Raw genomic sequence first — 22812 nt, forward strand, 5'->3', positions numbered from 1 at the left:
GAGTGACTTACTTGCTAGGAATCGTTTTGGTACAATTTATCTTTAGTTTTTTAGCTTCTGCGGCGTTTGCGATTATTATTAATGTTCCTCGACGATCACTGGTGGCTTGTGGTCTAACTGGTAGCGTGAGCTGGATGCTTTATTGGGTAATCGTTGAAGTTTTTAGTGGAAATGCAGCATTAGGTTCCCTCATCGGTGCTGTCGGTGTTGCGGCAGTAAGCTACCTATTCTCAAAAATATTGAAAATGCCTGTCACGATTTTTAATATTCCTGGTATTGTTCCATTGGTACCTGGTGGCTTAGCTTATCAAGCTGTTCGGAATATCGTAATTGGCAATTATGAAAAAGGCGCCTATTTTACCGTGCAAGCTGTAATGATTGCTGGGGCAATTGCGTTAGGCTTAGTCGCTTCTGAGGTTTTCAATCAGAATATCCGCAGCTTTCGGGAAAAAAGAGAATCTTTGGGTTTTATTCGTCGTAAGCGCAACAAAATTAAAAAATAGATAGCAAAAAAGTTGGTTGCTTCCATTTGATAAGGAAGCAACCAACTTTTTTTAAAAGGAACGATAGACATATTGATTTTTTGGTGCTTGATCTGCTTTGACTTTCTCCACTTGCACAGTTGGTATTTGTCGTTTAAACGGTGGATAATAGGACAACTCAACCGTGCCGGTAATCGTTACCCAATCATTGTTTTGAAATTGCGTATGTTCAGGAAAATGAACCAACAAGCCAAAAACGCCAGAATCAGCGACACAATGAATAATCCCAAAACGGAAAACAAATTGGTCAACACTTTCTTCTCGTTTTGAATTATAGACAAAGCCTTTATAAGAAATCCTTTTTCCTGCAAATTGACTTGGATAATTATAGATTAGTTCCATAATTTCCAAATAGTTTTCATCCGTAATTGAAATCACAGATTGGCCATCATATTGTTTCATGGCTTTTGCCATCTGCTTATCATAATCCGTCTTATTGAAATACATACTTGTATCAGGTTTCAAATATTGCGTTTGCATATCAGGATCCCCTACTGATTCTTTACTTACCGGAAAGTTAAAGCCTTTTGCTTCAACAATTGTTGTGTCTAAACTAACTGTCGGAAATAATAAGCCAACAATCAACGGTAAAGAAAGTAGTAAATAGGCAAGCCCTCTTTGGCTGGGTTTTTCCAAATTATGCTGATGGCCATGATGTTCATGTCCCCCATGATGGTGCATGTCTTCATGTTTTTTTTGCATTGATGGATCTGCTTGGTTCCACAAAATCAATTGAACAATCGCCATAATAAAAGCTAAAACCATTGATAAAACAGCTAAGTAATTATAATGAATATTGATATATTGGTTCAGCTCACCTGAAATTTGAAGATACATCATCAACCCCATATATCCAATTAAAATAATAAATCGTATCATCGATTGTAGGCCTCCTTTCTAAACTACTGCCGCATAAATAGTTACGACAAGCGCCACTATCAAAACAAATTGTACAATGAATGACATTTTAAAATAACGTTTCATCATCAATAAATTTTTAATATCTACCATTGGACCAAAAACTAAGAAGGCGACAATTGGTCCTGTGCCAAACAAACTCAAAAGAGAAGAACCAATAAATGCATCTGCTTCTGAACAAAGTGATAAAGTAGCAGCGATGACTAGCATGACTAGAATCGCTAAAATTTTTGAATGGCCCAGTTGCATAAGTGCACCAGTTGGAATATAGGTTTGCATGATTGCTGCCAACAAGGAACCAAAAATTAAATAACGACCCGTATCAAAAAATTCATCAATACTATGGGTTAACGCTGACCAGCCGTTTTTCCAAAATGAACGAGCTTCATCAACGTGTTCATGCGTATGAGCAACCTGCTCTTCTTTAATCTGCGCCAACTCTTTTTCTGTTAAAATTGATTCTTTTCGAAAATAAGCTAACCAAATGCCGATAACCCACGCGACAATCATACTGCCTAAAACTCGCCAAATCACAAATTTTGTTGCGCCACTAAAGGCTACGTATGTTGAAAATAGCACAATTGGATTAATGATTGGTGCCGTTAACATAAAAGCAAAAGCGGTATGTGTTGGTACATCTTTTTTAACAAATTGATGCACAATGGGTACGATCCCACATTCACAAGAAGGGAAGAAAAACCCTAGGAAACTCCCTACACAAATTGATAAAAATTTATTTTTAGGTAACACTTTTTTTACTCGTTCTGGTGTTAAAAAAACATGTAAAGCGCCTGAAATCAAACAACCTAACATGACAAAAGGCAATGCTTCGATAATAATCGAAAGAAAAATAGTGCTCATCTGTAAAACAGAGTTTGGTAAAAATTGAAACATCATAGACCTCCCACTAGTAAAAATCTAGTTAACTATACTCCTAACACCAGATAAACACAAGTATTTGTCAAAAAATTAACTAAGAGTTTAAAAGTATTATCACCGATGTCTCTGTCAAACCAACTAGATAAAAGAACAAAAAATGAGCATGGGACAAAAATCACTTTGGATTTTTGCTCCACGCTCAAAAACTGATAAACCACCATTATTCTAAATTTGAAATAACTCTGAGGCTGAATCGGGGTCTGTATCATATACCTTAAATGCTTCACCGACGCCTAAATCCTTTTGCTTCAAAGTAGACTCCATTGCCATTCGCGCATGAAGTTTCGTATTATTTTCTTTGCTAAGATGACCTAAATAAATGCGTTTTGTTTTATCACCTAACACATCCGCCATTACAAGAGCACCATCATCATTGGATAAATGGCCTTTATCTCCTAAAATCCGCTGTTTAAGACTCCATGGATAAGGTCCTGCTCGCAAAATTTCAATTTCATGATTGCTTTCGACTAAATAAGCATCTGCATTTTCAATCGTACCACGAATATGATCGCTACAATAACCTGTATCCGTTAGAACAACAAAGGAACGATTATTGCGATGAAAACGATAAAATTGAGGCGCAATCGCATCATGTGAGACACCAAAACTTTCAATGTCCATATCTCCCAAGGTCAAAACTTTGCCCATTTCAAAAATATGTTTTTGAGCGACATCGACTTTGCCAATCATGGGATCCATCGCTTGCCACGTTTTTTCATTAGCATAGACATCTAACTTATATTTTCGCGCTAACACGCCAACGCCGTGAATGTGATCCCGATGTTCATGTGTAACTAAAATCGCATCTAAATCTTCTGGTTTGCGATTGACTTCTGCTAACAGTGAAGTGATTTTTTTGCCACTTAAACCCGCATCTACTAATACTTTCTTTTGGTTGGTTTCAATAAAAAGGGAATTGCCTGTACTGCCACTGGCAAGAACACTGATATTAAAAGCAAACTCTGAATCCATTTAAAACTCTTCCCTTCTACATTACAACATTAACGTGTTTCATTATACAACGGACCTTAATGTTTTTCCACCTTTGGCACAGTATTATTTGTGATGATGGTATTACTTACGGCATTCACCTGTTCAATTTCAACTGAATCTTCACCAGTAGAAATTCCTACAAACCAGACTGGAACGTATACATTTTTCTCACGAATTTTATAAATTCTTGAATAGGCCAATTTAATGAATGTTATTTTGGAATTACTAGGAATCCGGTTATTCATATAGAGCGTGTCTATCGCATCACGATTGGAATATAAATCCGTTTTGTCTCGTAACTCTTCAATATTTTCAATGTGCGTTTGCGAATATTTACTAATTTTCCATAATTCACCTGACGTATCTGCTAAAATACTTAATTTTGCCGTGTCGTCTCTAAAGGGAATTCCTTTATATGATTGTGCAGCCACAATTTCTGCCGTCGGCTCTTTTAAATGAGAAAATTCTGGTAAGTATTGATATTCGTCTCCGAATAATAAAGCATTTTTTTCATTTAAAAAGGTACTTAAATCTTTATCAATTTTCTTAGGATCAATAAAATAGTTTTTACTAGGCACACTCGTTAAAGTATTATCCGCAATTTGCAGCCCATTTCTCAAAAAGTTTTTATTCTTTTCACGTTGGATTTTTAAAGCAGCAGAAAAATTGGTTTGTTCGCCACTTAAATAATAGCCTTCCAATCGTTCTGAAGAAAGTGTCCCTTTATACGAGATGTTATCTTTTTCCAACCGACTTTCAATCGATTCTGTTTGGCTGGAAGAAGAGACGTTGCTCTCCTCTTGTTGACCTTCCCGATAAATTCCAAATAAAAAGATATTTAATCCTAAAAATGCTAAGAAGAAAATCCACTCAATTCGTTTAAAATCCATTAGCCCACCTCCAAGCTTGGTAATTGTTTTACCAAGTCCGTTGCAGTGTACCAATTGTTGTTATAAAGGACATACCATTCCGGACTTAAATCAACGACTTGTTTGACTTCTTCAATTGTCTGCCACGTATAACCGATAACAGCCGATTGGATTTTTTCCTTTTTAGCACCAGCCGTTTCTAAACGCTTAATCAATTTTTCCGTGCTTTCCAGCGTCACTTCTTCTTCTGAAGGAATCGGCACTTGGATTGTATTCACACTTGTGTTAATGGTTACGCTTGGCGCAGCACCATCGTTGTTCGTGATGCGAATATCCACTTGGCCTTTTAAATCATTACTGAACACTGGGAAACCTTCCACAAAAGTCCGATAATTGACACTATCTTTCGTTCGATCAAAGTAACGTAAATTCCCCATATTGGTTCCTAAACGTTTTACATAAGAAAAGCTTTGATTATAGATTGAGTCCCGTTTATTCTCTTCTGGCAAGGTCCCTTTAAAATCGATTTTTCCCAGTTTTTCTTCTGCAAACAATCGTTCTTCTTTACTCGTGTAGGTTAAATCTTGACTGTCTTCATTGGTTTGAATATCTTCCGTTTCATTGAAAAAAGCATTCCTAAAACGAGTAACTGGTTGCGAAGCTAAAATATAACTGTACTTTTTCAACTTCATATCATTGGTTAAATAACATTGCCCTTGTTTGGTTAGCGTATTTTCGGAAACGTCTTGATATTGCAATCCCTCTTTATTGATAATTCCCAGTAAGCGCGCCTTATTGACAGTCATGGGCGCTTCATAGACGTTGGCTTGGTCATAATCTAAAAAACGTATCTTATTTTCGTTAAAATCCAATTGAATTTTCGTAAAATACTGGTCCGTCAACTCATTAAAGTTAGTAAAATTAATGGATAGATTATAAATCGAAGCATAGTCCGAGATTAAAAAGGGACCTTGATAAAGAAGTTCAATACCTTGGTCCATTTGATTGTAGCGCTTAAGTTGCTCTGCATTTTTTGTCACAACTTGTGTCAATTTACCAAACGTAGCCATTTTAATATCATTTTGAACATTACTAATTAATGTTTCACGATTACTTTGCATCGCTTTTCCATCAGTTATTCGAATCAATTGCAAAGGTAAATAGACATCGCCAATGGCTTTTTCATTGACAGCTGTTGTGACTTGGCTTCCCGACTTCATTTCTGGTATTTTTTTGGCAGAATTCAGCCAGATATTGACTGAAAAATATATACTTAAAATGACCATCAAAATCAAGCCAATTCTTGTAATCCATTCTGATAATTTCATCATTCCCACCAATCCTCTTCATAAGGTTCATATGGTAGTGAAATATAGAAAGTCGATCCTTCACCTTCTGTACTTTCCACCCAAATACTCCCGTTATGGGCCCGAATTACTTCTTTAGAAATTGCTAAACCTAAACCAGTCCCACCTTGTGCTCGTGCACGTGCTTTATCCACACGATAAAAACGCTCGAAGACTTTCCCGAGATCTTTTTTAGGGATGCCCAAACCTTGGTCCGAGATACTAAAGACGACATTATTATGTGTTTCAACTAGTCGGCAGGTAATGACGCCACCATCTGGCGAATACTTAATCGCATTGTTCAAAATGTTGTCTAAAACCTGAATTACTTTGTCTGTATCTAACTCTACCCATAAATCGCGTTTAGTAAATTCACGGCGAATTTTGTAATTTTTTTGCTCATTTTCAATCATCATATCAAAGCGATCCAAGACAAAATTAATCAATTCGTTAAAATTCACATACTCTAATTGAAGATGTGTATTCCCAGAGTCCATCCGAGATAAATTTAACAAATCATTAATCATACGAATCATCCGGTCGGTTTCTTCTAACGTGACTTTTAAGAAATTCGGCGCAATCTCAGGGTTTTCCCAAGCTCCTTCACTCAAAGCCTCTATATAACTACGCATACTTGTCAAAGGCGTTCGCAACTCATGAGAAACATTGGAAACAAATTCCCGTCTTTCCCGTTCGTTTTTTTCCTGTTCTGTGACGTCATGAAGTACGCAAACTAAGCCAGTAATAAATCCTGATTCCCGACGAATCATCGTAAAGTCTACCCGGATAATCATTTGGTCTTCTTCACGATCAGACGTTGAGCGATCAATCAGCAGTTCATCTGGCTCTTCTAACAGCTTCCGCAATGTGTAGTCTTCTTCAATATCTAACAACTCTAATAACGAGGTCCCAATCACATTTTCATTTTTTACATTTAATAATGAAAGGGCCATTTCATTAATCGTAATCACCTTTCCGCGGCGATCCGTCGCAATGACACCATCTGTCATATGCGTTAAGACACTATCTAAACGATTTCTTTCTGCTTCCATTGTTTCTTGTGCTTCTTCAATCCGTTCTGATAATTGATTAAATGTTTCTGCTAATTGGCCTAATTCATCTTTTCCATGGACTTCTACTTTTCCAGCGTAATCACCACGAGCGATTCGAATGGCTTGCTCGCGCATTTCACCAATCGGCTTCGTGATTGATCGTGCAATCAGTAAAGTCACAATAATCGAAATTGCTGCGGCAATAATAGAAGCAGTGAAAAAGATACTTGCTGTGTTGGTAATTTCTTGGTATTTATTTTCTAAATTACTTTTCACATAAAGGACACCAATCACTGTTTCTCCAGTAGGCGATTGAATCGGCTGGACATTCACATACACGCGTTTATCATTATCTAAAGCTTGATATTTTTTACTCGTAAAGTCATTTAAATCACGATAATCATTCTTTTTCCCAATAATATTTTGTTGATTTAAATCATTGGTTGCCCGAATAATCCCTTTATCATCGACAATTCTCGCTTCAGAAATATCTGCATTTGAAAAATCCGATAACGCTTTTTTTAAATTTGCATCAACATCACTACGTTCGAGATCTTTGTTGCTCATCTGCGTACTTAACGTATTTGACAATTGGACAACCTGAGAATCCATATTTTTCTTAAAATCGGAAATCGTAGTGGCTTCCAATTCACGAATGAAATAGCCACCAATGATTTGAATCGCAATCAGTAACAGCAGAATAAATGATAAAGCAATCTTAAAATTAACAGATTGAAAAAAGTGAACTTTTTTCTTCATACCTGATTACTCCTGTTCAGGATTTCTTAGATAATAACCAACCCCACGACGAGTAACTAAATACGTTGGATGACTTGGACTATCTTCAATTTTTTCTCTTAAACGACGTACGGTTACGTCCACTGTCCGCACATCCCCAAAATAATCATAACCCCAAACGGTTTGTAATAAATGTTCACGAGTCATGACTTGTCCGATATGTTTTGCTAAGTAATAAAGTAACTCAAATTCACGGTGGGTTAATTCAATTTTTTCACCCCGTTTTGAGACCATGTATGCATCAGGATGAATGGTTAAATCACCAATCGTTAATTCAGATTGCGTTGTCACCTCGGCTTCTTTCGCATTGGTTGCACCTCGCCGTAAATTGGCTTTTACACGAGCAACTAATTCACGATTTGAAAATGGTTTCGTTACATAGTCATCAGCGCCTAATTCTAATCCTAAAACCTTATCAATTTCAGAATCTTTGGCAGTCACCATAATGATTGGCATGTCATGTGTTTTGCGCACTTCTCGCGCGACTTCTAAGCCATCCATTTTAGGGAGCATTAAGTCTAAAATAATTAAGTCTGGTTCCACTTCTTCCACTTTTTCAAGTGCTTCTTCTCCATCATAAGCAGTAAATACTTCATATCCTTCTTTAACCAAATTATATTTAACGATCTCTGAAATTGGCTTCTCGTCATCAACTACTAAAATTTTCTTCACAAAGAGACACCTCTTTTTCCTTCTAATCTTATTTGATACTTTCCTATTATACCTTATTTTGATGATGTTTTCATCTTTAGCTAAAAATGCGCCTTCAGGTTCTCCTAGTATAACAAAAAAAGAATCTCTGACAACAATTGACGCTTGTTATCAAAGATTCTTCTTCCGCTAATCTATTCTTCCGTATCTAAGACGAATTTTGCTACAAGAGCGGCTAATAATCCACCAATTAATGGCGCAACGATAAAAATCCACAACTCAGATAATGCTGAACCACCCGCAAAAACGGCTGGCGCGATGCTACGAGCTGGGTTGACAGAAGTTCCTGTCAAAGGAATACCGACTAAGTGAATCATTGTTAGTGTTAACCCAATTACGATTCCTGCTAATGAAGCATTGCCTTTCTTAGCACTTGTAACTGTCATGACAACTAAAACAAAAATAAATGTTAAAATAATTTCGACTGTCAATGCACCAGCAACACTTAATTCCCCTACGCCATTTTGACCTAAGTTCTCAATACTTTTACCAGCACCTTTTAGAATGCTTAATAATGCAAATGAGGCAATCAAGCCACCAACAATTTGTCCCACTACATAGTAGATTAGTTCCATAGTTGTTATTCGTTTATTAAGCCACATTCCTAAAGAAACAGCTGGATTTAGATGTGCACCTGAAATTGTGCCAATACTATAGGCAGCAGCAACGATTGTTAAGCCAAATGCTAAGGCAATCCCCGTTGTTCCAATCCCTTCCATACCATTTCCTAGAACGGCTGTTCCTGTCCCAAAAAAGACAAGAATAAATGTTCCTAAACATTCTGCTATTGCTTTTTTCACAAAAAATTCCCCCTTTGTAGATGAATTGTAACACATTCGTGAAATTTTCAATATAATTTTCGTTGTTTTTCCAGTAAAATGATATTTCTATGAAAAAGAGAAATCTTAAATGAAAAATCCCCTCAAAAAAATTTGAGAGGATTTTTCATTTAATTAATCATTTAATAACTGTATGCCAACACCTAAAAGTCCTGGTCCTGTATGAACAACTAATGCCGGACTAATCGTTCCAAAGTAAATTTCTTCTGCTTGTGGAAAAGCCGCTTTCAAGCGTTCCATCATTGCTTTTGCTTCTTCCTCTGCCGCACCGTGAGCAACTGCCAAACGAAAACGGGGCGCTTCACCTATAAAGTTCGTCACCAACTCAAACGTTTTATCAAGACTTTTTTTACGGCCACGAGACTTAGCCACCGTATAATAAATGCCTTCTTCATTACAAGAAATAATAGGGTTTAATTTTAGCGCATTCCCTAAAATAGAAGTGACTAAACCAATTCGTCCACCTTTTTGTAGATATTCTAAAGTGGCTACATTAAAAAATACTTTTGCGTTGGCTACTTCTTCTGTTAATTTTTGTTGTAATTCTTGCCAGCCTAATCCTGTTTCAATTAATTCTGCTGCTCGAATCGCTTGAATGCCAGCCCCGATACCAATGTTCTTTGTATCTAAAACAAATACATCTAGTCCTTCGGTTTGTTCTCCAAGCAAGCGAACCACATTATACGTTCCACTTAAACCACTAGAAATGGTCACCGCTAAGACTTTTTCGTAACCCGCTTCTTTAATTTTGTCAAAAATAGCTTGGATTGTTGCGCCATCTGGTAATGAAGTACTAGGGATTTCTTTCTCTAAACGTTGATACACTTCTTCTGGTGTAATATCTACCTTATCTGTATAGGTTTTTTCAGGATAAATAATCTGTAAGGGCAAGACATACATGCCGTATTGTTTGACTAATGCCTCTGGAACATCTGTCCCAGAATCAACCAGTAGTGCGATCTTTTCTTTATTCATGTGTCATCTCATCCATTTCTTTTAAGTATTCTTGTTCCAATTCAATCACTTTTTCACTAAACATTTTAGTAGCAAAAGACATTGTCGCTGCTTTTACAGCCAAATATTCAATCCCCATAGGTTCTTGTGATTTGGCCTGAACTTCTTTTTCTTGCGCTTGAGCAGCAATCACATAAATCGCTCGTTCCTGTTCTTGACAAAATAAATTGTACGCTTCACGAATACCAACCGTAGCTCCTTGGAATAAAATGCCTTGCTTAATTTCTGGCAATGTTAACACTTGTTTCAACAACGTAATCGCAATTAAAAACGCTAAATGCTTTTGATTGTAGCGCTTTTTCACTGGGGCCGGGATTAACCCGTGTTTGACATAATTATTAACCATTGAGGACGTTAACAAAGTATGTTTTTCCAGTGTAATCAATGGGGATAAGTATTTTTCTATCAGAGTAATCACTTGATCCATATATAATTCAATATCTGGTAACTCATGCCATCTTGGCAAATGAACATTTTCCAATTGTTGGCCCCAATCTTGTAGTGATTTTTCTATCTCGTCCATAAAAACCCTCCTAACCATTTCTAAAAAAGAATATCATACTTTTGACAATTATTCAATCTAGTTTTTAAAACTAGATTGAATAAAAAAGAAAAGCGAGCAATTTTGGAATTGTTCACTTTTCTCTCTTTATTTTTTTAAAGAACGTTTTCCGATTAAAATACCTATCAAAAACAGGCCTTCTAATAAAACAAAAAACAAGATAAAACAATGCATAAAGTAGGCTTCAGGTAAGGCATTGATAATCGGATCAGTCAGCGGATTAAATAACCAAGCATCGTTGTTAAAAAATAATCCATGAAACGCAATAAAAAATTGATCAAAGCCAATCAGCATGAAAAAGCCAAAAAGCACAGGCAAAAACATTCCCCACTGAAATGGCCGTATCAATGTCCATAAACGCTGATTTTTCACCAAATATTTTAAATAAAGGACACTAGGCAACAACGTAACTAGTAATACGCCATAGCACAATAAAAACAATTTTTTCACTTCATAAAAATGAAAAGCCGCGCTATCAGACATTGGAAAGTCAGGAAATACTAATGTTTTTTCAAAAGGATTGTTTAAGTACATCATTAAATGATCGTAATTTTTAATCAAGGTCACACGATCAACCTCTACGTCTTTTAAAATATTTAAGTGTTGGATATCAAAAAGATACAATGGACGAAAATTAATCGTGATCGTGATACTTAAAGCCACAATCGTTAAAAACAAACAAATGAGTCCAAGTGTTTCCCTTAAACGCAATTTCGACCTCATCATACTCAAAAAGTCCATTCATCTAAGGAATCAACAACATAGGTTGGTGGCGTTGGCAAAGTTGGAACAGCTGACTTAGGGGTAAAACCTGATGTAACTAACAAGCTATCAATACCATTTTGAATCCCTGATTGAATATCGGTTTCATAATTATCTCCAACCATAATCACTTGCTCTTTTTCCACGCCTAAATGCGCAATGGCTCGTTCCATGATAATCGCTTTTGGTTTGCCAATATAAACTGGTTTTGTTTGAGTAGCTGTCTCCACAAACGTCACAACTGAACCTGCACCAGGTAATAAGCCTCTTTCTGTCGGAATGTTCTTATCTGGATTGGTCCCAATAAACAACGCCCCTTTTTGAATGGCTAAGGTAGCTAAAACCACTTTTTCGTAAGATAATTCTGTATCAAGTCCCACGACAACATAATCAGGATTTGTTTCATCCCATTCAAAACCTGCTTCTAAAATTAAGTCAATTAAACCAGCCTCGCCGATGACAAAGACTTTCTTGCCCCGATTGGCTTCTTTCATGTAATCAATCGTCGCTAAAGTCGCTGTATAAACAAGGGATGCTGGAACATGAATATCAAATTCATTTGCTAAACGTTGTGCCACTGTTTCAGGAGATTTAGTGGTATTATTCGTTACAAATAAAAAAGGCAAATCTTTTTCCTGTAACTGCTCGACAAAACGTTTTCCGGCTGGAATTGGTTCTTTTCCTAAATAAATCGTTCCATCTAAATCAATTAAATATCCTTGATAGTCTTTTTTCACTCTGTTTACTCCTCACGTTGACGAATCGTAAAGCCTTTGCCAGATTTTTTGGGACTAGGCTGTTTGGGTGTAGTCGTTTTTTTATTTTCTTCTTTTCGCGTACGAATCACTGGCTTGCTATTTTTATTAGCGGGCGCACTCTTTTCCTCGACAAACGCGTTAGAACGATTATTTTTTTTATGGCGACGACGACGATGCGTTGTTTTTTCTTTACGTTCCCCTGTTCGTTCAATTACAAAATAGGCACAGCCAAAATTACAATATTCATACAAATAGTCTTCTAGTGTATCAATGCGTTGATCCGGCGCTGCCCGACGATTAGAAGTATCAAAAAAGCCACGCAAGCGTAACTGTTCATAGCCCCAGTCTCCTACGATATAATCATAACGCGCTAATACTTCACTAAACCGTTCACCTAAGCGTTCAGGATCAAAGGCATCACGATGATTTTTAACAATTCGGTACTCTCTTTCACCAATTTGAATATCTGTTTCATTCACAATGGTGACAATTTCCCCTTTTTTCTTTTCTTTTACAGGTTCTTCTTTTATTTCTTCAAGAACTGCTGTTAGTTCTTCTGTAAAGGTTGCAGCAGTTTCTGTTTCTGTTTCTGTTTCTTTTTTTTCGGTTGTCTTTTTGTCTGTCATTTTTTCACCACCTAGTTTTTATTATACCTTGTTTTTATTTGATTGGATAGTGGGCATGCAGATAGTTCGCCACGACAGTTCTTAAAACGTCTGGAAATAAAAATTCGACTTCTCCAACTAACTCAATCGTTGGGAAAAACGGAACAAATTGAAAGTGATCCACTGTTGTCAACGTATACTTCTGCTCTGGCTGAATAGGTTTCCCTTGCCAAAAAACGGTCTGGCTATTTCGCTCAAAACGAATCCCATCATAACATAATTCGCCAAAAATTTTTCCGCGGAAGCCCATCCCGCGAATCGGAAATTTCCGCAGAAATTGACGACTTTTTTCCATTTCACGAATCAAACGGCTCATGTCTGACCCTTTCAAGGTAACCTTGATTAAGTGCATTGGATGAGGCAAAGCCTCATGTAATTGGTCTGCATTGATTATTCCTTCTGGTAAATCTGCTAAAAATAACCCGTTGTTTAACACAGCCGCTTCGGTCTGTCCCGCTTCTTTTAACGCCTTCAAGGCAACAGTTATAAAGGCATACGGTTGCCGTAAGTCCGTTGACAAGGTTTCAGGGATTTGTGCAATTTGCTGCGCTTGCAATAGTCGATGACCTTCCGTTAAGTAACCCGCAATTTCCTTGGCATCAGTTGCTTGCTCTTCTAAACTTGCTGTTTCAATGGTTTTCGCATAACTTGTAACTTGCTTCGTGTCGGCATCCACAAACAGATGCACTTCACCCATATACTGTCCATATTTGCCAGCAGCTGCTAGTTGTACATGATTAATTTTTTCACCATCTTTAAATAAATGATGTGTATGGGAACCTAAGATCACTTGAATTTCAGGATAATTCGCCGCAATCATAAAATCAGTATCTATCCCCAAGTGACTAAGCAAAATGAGAACATCACATTGAGGCGCAACTTCTGTAATCAGTTGAGGAAGGACTGTTTCCACTTGTTTGATTGTCCAGCCATTAGGATTATACGTTAAAGGAAATGGTGCGGTTAAGCCAATAAACCCTAACTTTGTGCCTTCTTTAGTTGTCATAATTTTATATGCTTGACAAAAATCTGGTAACGTTTGGGTTTTTGGGTCTTCTAAATTAGCTAAGACCACTTCAAATGTTGCCTGATCATATAAATGCTCTAATTGTTTCTTTGAATTGCCGATTCCTTCATTATTTCCAATTGTAACCAGGTCATACGCTAATGTATTCATTATAGCTACATTTGCTCGACCATCTGTTGCTTCGGTCAAAGGATGACACCGATCTGAAAAGTCACCTAAATCAATGGTTACGACTGTTTTGCCCTCTTTTTGGTACAGCGAACGTTTGGCTTTAACCAGACGCCGTATTTTGGGCCAATTTTCAAAGTGAGAATGAAGATCATTGGTATGGAACAACACAATCTCTTCCACTAAAATCGCCTCCTTTATTCAGCGCTCTGATTAATAGTACCATATTTATAGAAGAAAGTTACAAAAAAGAACAGATGACTTTAGAAGAATTTCTCCTAAAATCACCTGCTTTTATCAGGACGAACTATGCGTTATTTTTGGGACGCTTGCGTTGCGTCGCTTCCATGATAACTGGTAAGATCACAGGACGACGTTTGGTTTGTTCAAATAAATAACGGCTTAAATTTTCGCGGATTTCTTGTTTCAGTTTGCTCCATTCAAAATCGTCACTTTCTAAATGCTTTTCAACAATTTCTGTAACAATATTGCTACTTTCTTTCATTAGGTCTTTACTTGTTTTAACGTAAACAAAACCTCTAGAAGTAATTTTAGCTGGTGAAACAATTCGTTTTTCTCGGCGATTAATTGTCACGACAGCCACAAAAATACCATCTTCGGAAAGAATACGACGATCCCGTAAAACGATATTACCAATATCGCCGACACCAATCCCGTCAATCATAATATTTTCGGCCGTTGTGCTGCCAGCTACCGACATTTTACCTTTTGTATACTCTAGAATGTCCCCACGACCTGTAATAAAGATATCTTTATAAGGCATGCCAATTTCGTGTGCTAAGTCCGCATGCGCAGCTAACTGGCGGTATTCACCTTGGACAGGAATGAAATATTTTGGTTTCATTAAGTTCAACATCAATTGCAAGTCATTCGGATTAGCGTGACCAGACACACGTAAATTGTCGGAAATTTGCTTCACCGTAGCACCGGCCCGATAGACAATATCCTCTGTTTTAGCAACCGTTGTTTCCATGGCCGTTGTCGGCGTTGTCGTAATATAAACTAAATCGCCTTCTTCAATTCGAACGACACCATGTGTATTATTAGCCATTTTTTGAAGTGACTTAATCGGTTCTCCCATTCGGCCTGTTTCTAAAATTAATAACTGTTCGGGTGCATATTTTTTCATTTCTTTTGGTTTCACTAATAGATCTTCGCTTGGCAATTGTAATTTTTCCAATTTCATCGCCGTCCGAATAATCCGTTCAAAATCTTGGCCTGTCAAAACGACTTTACGACCAGAACGATCCGCTGCATTCAATACTTGTTGGACCCGTTGCAAATTACTTGCCACACATGCCACGATGATTCGTCCTTCCCAATAGCGAATCGTGTCGAACACTTCATCAGCGATTTGGGCTTCGGATGCAACTTGGGCTGGGTTTTCAGCATTTGATGAATCACTAAGTAGCGCCAAGACGCCTTCTTTCCCAATTTCAGCTAAGCGGCCGTAATCGGTTTGATACATCTCAATCGCACTTTGATCAAATTTAAAATCACCAGTATAAACAATGTTGCCTTCTTTTGTTTTGATACTAACGCCAATCGAATCTGGAATGGTGTGCGTTGTTTTAAAGAAGCTCACCGTTGCTTGACCAAAATCAATTTCTGTATGCGGGTCAATCACATGGAAATCTTTAAATTTCTTCGTTTCCGCATGACTGTTGACACTTAGTTTTGCTAGTTCAATCGTTAATTCTGTCCCAAAAACAGGCACTTGAATTTTTGAAAGCAAATACGGTAAGGCCCCAATTGCATCTGCATGGCCATGTGTTAAAAAGACCCCTGCAATTCGTTCACTATTTTCTTCTAAATACGTAAAATCCGGAATGACGACGTCAATTCCTAAAAGTTCGTTCTCTGGATATTGTAATCCACAATCCAGTACAAAAATTTCATCTTCCACTTCAGCAACGTACATATTTTTTCCATTTTCACGAACGCCGCCTAATGGAACGATTTTTATTGTACTCACTCTTTTCACCTCTCTATGATTACACGTTCTTTAAATCTCTAACGTGCGAATAATTCTTTGCTCTTCTTCTGGTGTACAAGCAACTAGAGGTAACCGTAAATTTCCAACAGGAATACCTAAATGATTTAAGGCCGCTTTCACGGGTGCCGGCGAAGGCACTGAAAACAACGCGTTCATTTTTGGTAATAACTGTCGTTGAATTTTAGCCGCTTCCGGCAAGTTCCCCTGATCCAGCGCTTGATACATCTCATACATTGACGAACCGAAGACATGACTGGCTACCGAAATAACCCCTTGTCCGCCAAGTGCCTTGGTGGCAAAAGCCAACCCGTCTTCTCCAGTATACACTAGAAAGTCTTTTGGCGCTCTTTCAATCAACTCAGTAATTGCATCTAACCCTGCACATTCTTTAATCGCCACAATTTTTTCCAATTGTGCTAAGCGCAAAGTAGTTTCCACTTCTAGACATGCAGCCGTTCTACCAGGAACATTATACAAAATAATTGGCAGTTCACTTGCTTCTGCGATGGTTTTAAAATGTTGATACATACCTTCTTGATTTGGTTTATTATAATAAGGAACAACCGCCAAAACAGCATCGATACCAGCGATTGTCGCTAACTCTTTCACAAAAGCGACAGAGTCACGTGTATCATTCGTACCTACACCACAAATAATCGGAATACGTCCATCGATCAGTTCAATAATTCGCTGGAATAATTGTAATTCTTCTTCATGAGTCAACGTGGGTGATTCACCAGTTGTTCCTGCTAAAATAACGCCTTCTGTATGATTGGCCAATAAATAGTCTACCAATTGCGGTAGTTTATCAAAATCTATTTCTCCCGATTCTTGAAACGGCGTAACCATTGCCGTAATAATTGTTGCATTCGTTAAATCCATCCTATTCCCTCCCGAGTATACAATACAAACCTTCTAGTCGTTTTCAGGTACACGAAGCAAATTCATTTCGTGTAGCGTTTCAGCAATTTGGACCGAGTTCCAAGCAGCTCCTTTTAATAGGTTGTCTGACACAATCCATAAATGGAAACCGTTCTTCACGTCAACGTCTTGACGAATACGGCCGACAAATGTTTCTTTCTGGTTGACGCTATTTAGCGCTTGTGGATATAGTTGTTCACTTGGCTCATCTTGCAAAATTACACCTGGAGCTTGCGCCATTAATTCTTGGATGGCTGAAACCGATGCATCTGCTTGTTTCACTTCTATATAAACAGATTCAGAATGTCCTGAAATTACCGGAATACGGACACAGGTGGCAACAACTTTTAGCTTATTGTCTCCCATGATTTTTTTTGTTTCATTCATCATTTTCCATTCTTCGTAGGTATACCCTGCTTCTGAAAAAACATCGATTTGAGGTAACGCATTAAAAGCAATTGGATAATGTTTTTTGTCACTGCTAGCTGGCAAAATTTCAGCTGACCATTCGCTGACAGGTTTTCCCTCTAAAAAATCTTCGGCTTGTTCTTTTAGCTCATTAATTGCACGGATACCTGCGCCACTCACAGCTTGATACGTTGAAACGATGATTCGTTCTAAGCCAAACGCTTGCCGAATCGGTTCCAAGGCCACCATCATTTGAATCGTAGAACAATTGGGATTTGCGATAATTCCCTGATGATTTTTCAAGGCTTCCGGATTCACTTCTGGAACAACTAAAGGAACATCTTTTGCCATTCTAAAATGGCTAGTGTTGTCAACAACGACAGCTCCGCGCTTAACTGCTTCTGGTGCAAACTTTTCGGAAATACCCCCACCAGCACTAAATAATGCTAAATCGATTCCTTCAAATGATTCCGGGACTAATTCTTCCACGATAAGAGGTTGTCCTTTAAACTGAATCTCTTGTCCAGCAGAACGCTTAGACGCCAATAACCTCACACTGGCAATTGGCAAACTTGTTTCTGCTAACAATTCAATCATTCTTGTCCCGACAGCACCTGTTGCTCCTACCACGGCAACATGATATTCTTTTCCCATATTTTCATACTCCCCTCTTACCTTCTTGTAAAAGCTACTTGTCCTATTTTACCATAGTATTGAAAAAACCTACATAGTCAAAAAAATGATTTTTTTATTTTCCCATGATATTTTAAAACTATTACCCATCAAAGGACTATCCATTGACTTTTGACTTAAATTTGTTATAGTTAAAACGAATTTAATTATAAAGGGAGCGAAATTTCATGGCACGCGTAGAAAGTTTTGAATTAGATCACAACACAGTAAAAGCACCATATGTTCGCCTTGCTGGCACAGAACAAAATGGTGATGCGTTAGTCGAAAAATATGACTTACGTTTCTTACAACCAAACAAAGATGCCCTACCAACAGGCGCATTACACACGTTGGAACATTTATTAGCAGTTAACATGCGTGATGAATTAAAAGGAATCATTGACATTTCGCCAATGGGTTGCCGCACTGGTTTTTATATGATTATGTGGGATCAACATTCACCACAAGAAATCCGTGATGCATTAGTCAACGTTTTAAACAAAGTAATCAATACAGAAGTTGTTCCAGCAGTCTCTGCAAAAGAGTGTGGAAACTACAAAGATCATTCTTTATTTGCAGCGAAAGAATATGCAAAAATTGTCTTAGACCAAGGAATTAGTTTAGATCCATTTGAACGTATTCTGTAATCTTTAGCAATTAACGACAGAGAAACCCACTATTAAGCTGTGGGTTTTTCTGTTCTCTTTCTTAATTTAAACGGAGGTTTTTTATGAATCAAACAATCGAACAATTACTAAGTCACCGTTCCGTTCGTCATTTTAAAAAGCAAGCGTTAACGGACAAGCAGAAACAACAGTTAATTACTGCAGCTCAAGCAGGGTCAAGCTCCAATTTTTTACAAGCTTATACAATTATAGAAATCAAAGATCTTGAGCTACGCAGAGAATTGGGACGTTTAGCGAATTGTGAAGACTATGTCGTTAACACTGGTGTGTTCTATGTTTTTGTTGCTGATTTGTATCGTCATGCAACGATTTTGTCAAAAGAGGGGCAATCGTTAGAACCCCTAAAGACACCAGAATCATTATTAGTAGCTGCCGTTGATACAACGATTGCTGCGCAAAACATGGCCATTGCGGCTGAATCTATGGATTTAGGGATTTGTTATATTGGCGGCATTCGAAATGACTTAGACACAGTAGCCAAACGCTTATCTTTGCCTGAATTAACGGTACCACTTTTTGGATTAACGATTGGTGTACCAGAAACGTTAAATGGTGTAAAACCACGGATGCCTTTTGAAAATATTTTAAGCGAAAATCACTACCAATCAGACAAATTGACAGATATGCACGCGTACGATGAGTTATTAAAAGATTACTACGCCAGCCGCTCAAGTAACGCCCAAACAGCGGATTGGTCACAGAAGTCTTTATCCTATTTTTCTTATAATCGTCGCCCAGAAGTAAAAACATTTTTACAGAAGCAAGGATTTGATGTCTAAACAAAAGAGCGTGGGCCTACGTTATTTCAACGTAAGCCCACGCTCTTTTGTTAATTTTTATTTATCTTTACTAAATTTGTCTTTTAAGTCTTCAAAGCCTTCTTTAACTTTATCAGTTAATTTTTCAGCGCCTTCTTTAAGGTCGTCGCCGGCATCACGTGCTTTGTCTTTTACGTCAGCAAAGGTTGATTGAGCTTTTCCTTCAAGTTCTTTGCCTTTATCATCCGTAACTTTGCCTTGCGCTTCTTTTGCAGTACCTTCTACTTTATCTTTTGCATCGTCAAAACGTCCTTTTAAATCTGCCATGCTAATCCCTCCTAAATAATTAATTACATAATAAGAGTATCATTCTTAGCCATTTCCTTCAAATATAATGCATGAACTACGAATAAATGGTTATTTTTGAGCCATTAAAGCTTTTTTTGCCAAGGCAAAGCAACCAATTGTTCCTGGATTATCTTCTAAAAGAGGCGTCACCAAGTATTTTTCTAAAGGCGGTGTTTCCACATATCCATTGACTAATTCAGCAAATTTTTCACGAACTTTCGGCATCAAATGACGTTGTTTCATGACGCCGCCGCCTAAAATGATCACTTCTGGCGCTAATAATAAAGTCGTATTGTACGCCGCTTGCGCTAAATAATAAGCTTCTAGTTCCCAAGTTTTATGATCCTCTTCCAATAAATGTCCTTTTTTACCAGAACGACCTTCAACTGCTGGTCCTGCTGCAATCCCTTCTAAACAATCTCCATGATAAGGACAATTTCCTGCATACGTATCTTCAGGATGACGACGGACTAACGCATGCCCCATTTCTGGGTGGCTAAAGCCTTCAATAAACTCACCGTTTTGAATCGCTCCAGCGCCAACACCAGTTCCAATTGTATAATATACACAACTAGATGTATGTTGCCCATTTCCAGCAACATACTCACCATATGCCGCAGCATTCACATCCGTTGTCCAAGCCATTGGCACATCAAAATGTTGTTTCATAGTTCCTAACAAGTCAAAGTTACGCCAAGCTAATTTTGGTGTAGAAGTGATATAACCATACGTAGGAGAATCAACGTGAATATCAATCGGACCAAACGAACCAATCCCAATCGCTTTTAAAGGATATTGTTGGAAAAATTCTATTACTTTTTTCATTGTTTCTTCTGGGGTTGTTGTGGGAAAACTGACACGTTCTACGATGGTCAAATCATCTGTCCCAACGCCACATACAAATTTTGTGCCACCGGCTTCGATACTTCCTAAAAGTTTTTCTGTCATTGCAATATGCTCCTTCGTTTCCATTTTATAAGTAAGCGGATACATTACTTTTGATTAAATAACTAACATACACGTTTAGTTTACCATTTTTTTGTCGTTTCGACAGAACAATTTAACAATTTCAGTCAGGTTGCCCAATGAAATCTGGCAAGTTGCTAAAGAGCATTTTCCTAAAACAAAAAAACGAGCATTCACGGTTATCTAACAATGAATGCTCGTTTTTTGTTTATTGATTCTTTAGCGAAAAATATAACAATAGTCCGATTGCAATCCAGCCACCACTAAGTAAAAGCATTAACCAACTTAAAAGCGTTTCTTTTAGAATACTTCTGGGTTCTTTTGCATGCTGAATAAAACTCATACTAGTCAGCAAAGAAAAGAGGAAAAACATAAAACAAATGACCGCTAAACCGCCAGACAACCAAAACCAACTAGCCATTATTCTCACTCTCCTTTTCGCTTGTTTTTTGATAATTATTGCGCCAAATGACACTACAAATTGCCCCAATTGTGATTACTAACAATGTGTAGAAAGTCGGTAACCACCATGTGGGTAGGACCCATTTGACCGTAGCTTCTTGATTCAATTTTTTTGCTTCACGAGTGTTAATCGTAAATTCTTGTTGAAAAGGCCAAGACTGTTGTTCATCTTGTTGTAAAATAGCACGTCCTGTAAATATATAAGTCCCAGCATCTAGCGGTTGTTTACCCAAATCAAGATGAAAATTCATGGAACTATTTGGGGCAAAACGAACATTTTTTAGTGTCCGTTGTGCAATTTTTTTAGAGGATCCTTTTTTTATCACTTGACCTTCTAAACGAACTTCTGGAAAAATAGCAGCATACGGATTTTGAATGACCGCCTTTAGTGATTTGGCCCCTAAAGCAATTGTAGGTGTTACTTTCGTTAATTTCAGTTGGTTCACTTCTGTTAAAGGAGCATTCTCAGCACTCCTCATGGCAATCGCAACATTAAACCCGTAGCGACTAGTTAAGCCCGTTGTTTGGGTCTCTTCCTCTTTTTCATCTTTGAGATGCGCGTAAACCCCGCCTAAAACAACTCCTTTGATAGGCTGATCAAGTCCCTTCACCTTCATCTTTGCTGATACTGTTTGATGAGGCGGCACACTCACTTCCTCATTTTCTAAAGTAACTAAGTCTGTCAGCGGAACCTTTAACGATGAATCAAGTGGTTTATCAAAATCATTGTACACAATCAACCCATTATCATTTGTTGATGCATTTGCTAGAGTCAATACGATGGACAATTTTTCGTCTGTCTTATTTTTTATGTCTAAGACAATAGTGGAAGATTGCTTTGGTGCCAGAATTAAATCATAATAACTAGATGTTCCTGACACTTGATTTTCTGGTAAAACAGGCGTTACTGTAAATTTAGTCTTCATTTCTTCTGTAGCTTCTACTTTTGGAACAATAATAAAAAATGTAAAAAACAGAAATAGACAGAAAACACCGACTTTTTTTCTACTCATTTCTTCAAGATCTCCTTTATAAAGCTGAATGTACTTACTAGTCTAACAAATCAGCGAAACAATGATGATCAATCTTTGACCTTTGGGAAGGATAATCTTGAAAAAAAGTCTCCTTGAAAAATACCAAGGAGACTTTTTTATCATTCATTATAATATAATTCTTTTTTTATCTGTGTGGTTGATACTTCTGGCGTTCGTGGCAAATAAAGAACCTTTGCAGTTGTTTCAACTTCTAGAAAATCAAAAGCCCCTTGCCAATCGTCGCCCATGACTAACGTATCAATTTTAAATTCAGCAATATCGGAAACTTTTTGCTTCCAACTAGTTTCAGGAATAACTAAATCAACATAACGAATTGCCTCTAATAATTGTTTACGTTTTTCATATGAAAAATAACTTTGTTTCTTTTTTTCTAAATTAAAAGCATCTGTTGAAAGTCCAACAATCAGGTAATCCCCTTGTTGTTTCGCTTTTTTCAACAAATTAATATGACCATAGTGCAGGAGGTCAAATGTGCCGTAAGTAAGTATTTTTTTCATAAAAACCTCCATTTGTACTTTGATATTTCTTCGTTAATTATCAATTTTTGTGAATAGAA

The 22812-nt window shown here is 37.4% G+C and carries 25 protein-coding genes; 3 read left to right on the forward strand and 22 right to left on the reverse strand.

Going from position 1 to position 22812, the window contains the following annotated elements; all coding sequences use genetic code 11:
• Positions 1-2: 2 nt before the first annotated feature.
• Positions 3-503, forward strand: a complete 501-nt coding sequence (locus tag HMPREF2810_RS11515; RefSeq protein ID WP_002382172.1) for a threonine/serine exporter family protein — start codon at positions 3-5, stop codon at positions 501-503.
• A gap of 51 nt (positions 504-554) precedes the next feature.
• On the opposite strand, the gene HMPREF2810_RS11520 is transcribed toward HMPREF2810_RS11515, so the two are convergent.
• From HMPREF2810_RS11520 to HMPREF2810_RS11600, 17 genes are all read right to left on the reverse strand, one after another.
• Positions 555-1421 carry a TIGR03943 family putative permease subunit gene (locus tag HMPREF2810_RS11520; protein ID WP_002382171.1) on the reverse strand — a complete coding sequence of 289 codons (867 nt, stop codon included), beginning with the start codon at positions 1419-1421 and terminating at the stop codon, positions 555-557.
• An 18-nt stretch (positions 1422-1439) separates the two neighbouring features.
• Positions 1440-2354 carry a permease gene (locus HMPREF2810_RS11525; RefSeq protein WP_002357942.1) on the reverse strand — a complete coding sequence of 305 codons (915 nt, stop codon included), beginning with the start codon at positions 2352-2354 and terminating at the stop codon, positions 1440-1442.
• Between the two features lie 210 nt (positions 2355-2564).
• A complete protein-coding gene (locus HMPREF2810_RS11530; RefSeq protein WP_002357943.1) occupies positions 2565-3371 on the reverse strand; it encodes an MBL fold metallo-hydrolase in 807 nt (268 codons plus the stop codon).
• 56 nt (positions 3372-3427) lie between these two features.
• Complete coding sequence (locus tag HMPREF2810_RS11535) at positions 3428-4282, reverse strand: two-component system regulatory protein YycI (RefSeq protein WP_002365516.1); 855 nt, start codon at positions 4280-4282, stop codon at positions 3428-3430.
• Positions 4282-5592, reverse strand: a complete 1311-nt coding sequence (locus tag HMPREF2810_RS11540) for a YycH family regulatory protein (RefSeq protein WP_002382169.1) — start codon at positions 5590-5592, stop codon at positions 4282-4284. The genes HMPREF2810_RS11535 and HMPREF2810_RS11540 overlap by 1 nt, the downstream gene beginning before the upstream one ends.
• Positions 5589-7418 carry a cell wall metabolism sensor histidine kinase WalK gene (walK, locus tag HMPREF2810_RS11545; protein WP_002357946.1) on the reverse strand — a complete coding sequence of 610 codons (1830 nt, stop codon included), beginning with the start codon at positions 7416-7418 and terminating at the stop codon, positions 5589-5591. Before walK ends, HMPREF2810_RS11540 begins: the two co-directional genes overlap by 4 nt.
• A 6-nt stretch (positions 7419-7424) precedes the next feature.
• Positions 7425-8129 carry a response regulator YycF gene (gene yycF, locus HMPREF2810_RS11550; RefSeq protein ID WP_002357947.1) on the reverse strand — a complete coding sequence of 235 codons (705 nt, stop codon included), beginning with the start codon at positions 8127-8129 and terminating at the stop codon, positions 7425-7427.
• A 173-nt stretch (positions 8130-8302) separates the two neighbouring features.
• Complete coding sequence (locus HMPREF2810_RS11555) at positions 8303-9004, reverse strand: MIP/aquaporin family protein (protein WP_002382168.1); 702 nt, start codon at positions 9002-9004, stop codon at positions 8303-8305.
• Between the two features lie 117 nt (positions 9005-9121).
• The gene (locus tag HMPREF2810_RS11560; protein WP_002357950.1) at positions 9122-9982 is read right to left on the reverse strand and encodes a DegV family protein; all 861 of its coding nucleotides are present in this window, start codon (positions 9980-9982) and stop codon (positions 9122-9124) included.
• Positions 9975-10544, reverse strand: coding sequence for a DUF1836 domain-containing protein (locus HMPREF2810_RS11565; protein ID WP_002361647.1), 570 nt, complete (start codon positions 10542-10544; stop codon positions 9975-9977). Before HMPREF2810_RS11565 ends, HMPREF2810_RS11560 begins: the two co-directional genes overlap by 8 nt.
• Positions 10545-10670: 126 nt before the next feature.
• Positions 10671-11324, reverse strand: coding sequence for a TIGR01906 family membrane protein (locus HMPREF2810_RS11570; protein WP_002382167.1), 654 nt, complete (start codon positions 11322-11324; stop codon positions 10671-10673).
• A complete protein-coding gene (locus tag HMPREF2810_RS11575) occupies positions 11312-12082 on the reverse strand; it encodes a TIGR01457 family HAD-type hydrolase (RefSeq protein ID WP_002366490.1) in 771 nt (256 codons plus the stop codon). The genes HMPREF2810_RS11570 and HMPREF2810_RS11575 overlap by 13 nt, the downstream gene beginning before the upstream one ends.
• A 5-nt stretch (positions 12083-12087) precedes the next feature.
• Positions 12088-12729: a YutD family protein gene (locus HMPREF2810_RS11580; protein ID WP_002382166.1), complete on the reverse strand. Its 642-nt coding sequence runs from the start codon at positions 12727-12729 to the stop codon at positions 12088-12090.
• Between the two features lie 34 nt (positions 12730-12763).
• Positions 12764-14146, reverse strand: coding sequence for a bifunctional metallophosphatase/5'-nucleotidase (locus tag HMPREF2810_RS11585; RefSeq protein WP_002382165.1), 1383 nt, complete (start codon positions 14144-14146; stop codon positions 12764-12766).
• A gap of 124 nt (positions 14147-14270) precedes the next feature.
• Complete coding sequence (locus tag HMPREF2810_RS11590) at positions 14271-15959, reverse strand: ribonuclease J (protein ID WP_002382164.1); 1689 nt, start codon at positions 15957-15959, stop codon at positions 14271-14273.
• 30 nt (positions 15960-15989) lie between these two features.
• Positions 15990-16862, reverse strand: a complete 873-nt coding sequence (dapA, locus tag HMPREF2810_RS11595) for a 4-hydroxy-tetrahydrodipicolinate synthase (RefSeq protein ID WP_002382163.1) — start codon at positions 16860-16862, stop codon at positions 15990-15992.
• 33 nt (positions 16863-16895) lie between these two features.
• Positions 16896-17963, reverse strand: coding sequence for an aspartate-semialdehyde dehydrogenase (locus HMPREF2810_RS11600; RefSeq protein WP_002382160.1), 1068 nt, complete (start codon positions 17961-17963; stop codon positions 16896-16898).
• A gap of 206 nt (positions 17964-18169) precedes the next feature.
• On the opposite strand from HMPREF2810_RS11600, the gene HMPREF2810_RS11605 reads away from it, so the two are divergent.
• Together HMPREF2810_RS11605 and nfsA are read left to right on the forward strand one after the other, a co-directional pair.
• Complete coding sequence (locus tag HMPREF2810_RS11605) at positions 18170-18628, forward strand: S-ribosylhomocysteine lyase (RefSeq protein ID WP_002357960.1); 459 nt, start codon at positions 18170-18172, stop codon at positions 18626-18628.
• Positions 18629-18711: 83 nt separating this feature from the next.
• Positions 18712-19446 (forward strand): oxygen-insensitive NADPH nitroreductase, encoded by a 735-nt coding sequence (gene nfsA / locus HMPREF2810_RS11610; RefSeq protein ID WP_002382158.1) that lies wholly within the window; start codon positions 18712-18714, stop codon positions 19444-19446.
• 57 nt (positions 19447-19503) lie between these two features.
• Here nfsA and HMPREF2810_RS11615 read toward each other — a convergent pair whose 3' ends face one another.
• The 5 genes from HMPREF2810_RS11615 to tagD form a co-directional block, all read right to left on the reverse strand.
• Positions 19504-19752 carry a YtxH domain-containing protein gene (locus HMPREF2810_RS11615; protein WP_002357962.1) on the reverse strand — a complete coding sequence of 83 codons (249 nt, stop codon included), beginning with the start codon at positions 19750-19752 and terminating at the stop codon, positions 19504-19506.
• Positions 19753-19842: 90 nt separating this feature from the next.
• Positions 19843-20721: a fructokinase ScrK gene (gene scrK, locus HMPREF2810_RS11620; protein WP_002361643.1), complete on the reverse strand. Its 879-nt coding sequence runs from the start codon at positions 20719-20721 to the stop codon at positions 19843-19845.
• Positions 20722-20947: 226 nt separating this feature from the next.
• Positions 20948-21160 carry a hypothetical protein gene (locus HMPREF2810_RS11625; RefSeq protein WP_002382156.1) on the reverse strand — a complete coding sequence of 71 codons (213 nt, stop codon included), beginning with the start codon at positions 21158-21160 and terminating at the stop codon, positions 20948-20950.
• Positions 21153-22214 carry a WxLIP family cell surface protein gene (locus tag HMPREF2810_RS11630; RefSeq protein WP_002382154.1) on the reverse strand — a complete coding sequence of 354 codons (1062 nt, stop codon included), beginning with the start codon at positions 22212-22214 and terminating at the stop codon, positions 21153-21155. The genes HMPREF2810_RS11625 and HMPREF2810_RS11630 overlap by 8 nt, the downstream gene beginning before the upstream one ends.
• A gap of 140 nt (positions 22215-22354) precedes the next feature.
• Positions 22355-22765, reverse strand: a complete 411-nt coding sequence (gene tagD / locus HMPREF2810_RS11635; protein ID WP_002382153.1) for a glycerol-3-phosphate cytidylyltransferase — start codon at positions 22763-22765, stop codon at positions 22355-22357.
• Positions 22766-22812 lie beyond the last annotated feature (47 nt).

The sequence above is a fragment of the Enterococcus sp. HMSC078F03 genome (assembly GCF_001811595.1).
Classification (GTDB): Bacteria; Bacillota; Bacilli; order Lactobacillales; family Enterococcaceae; genus Enterococcus; species Enterococcus faecalis.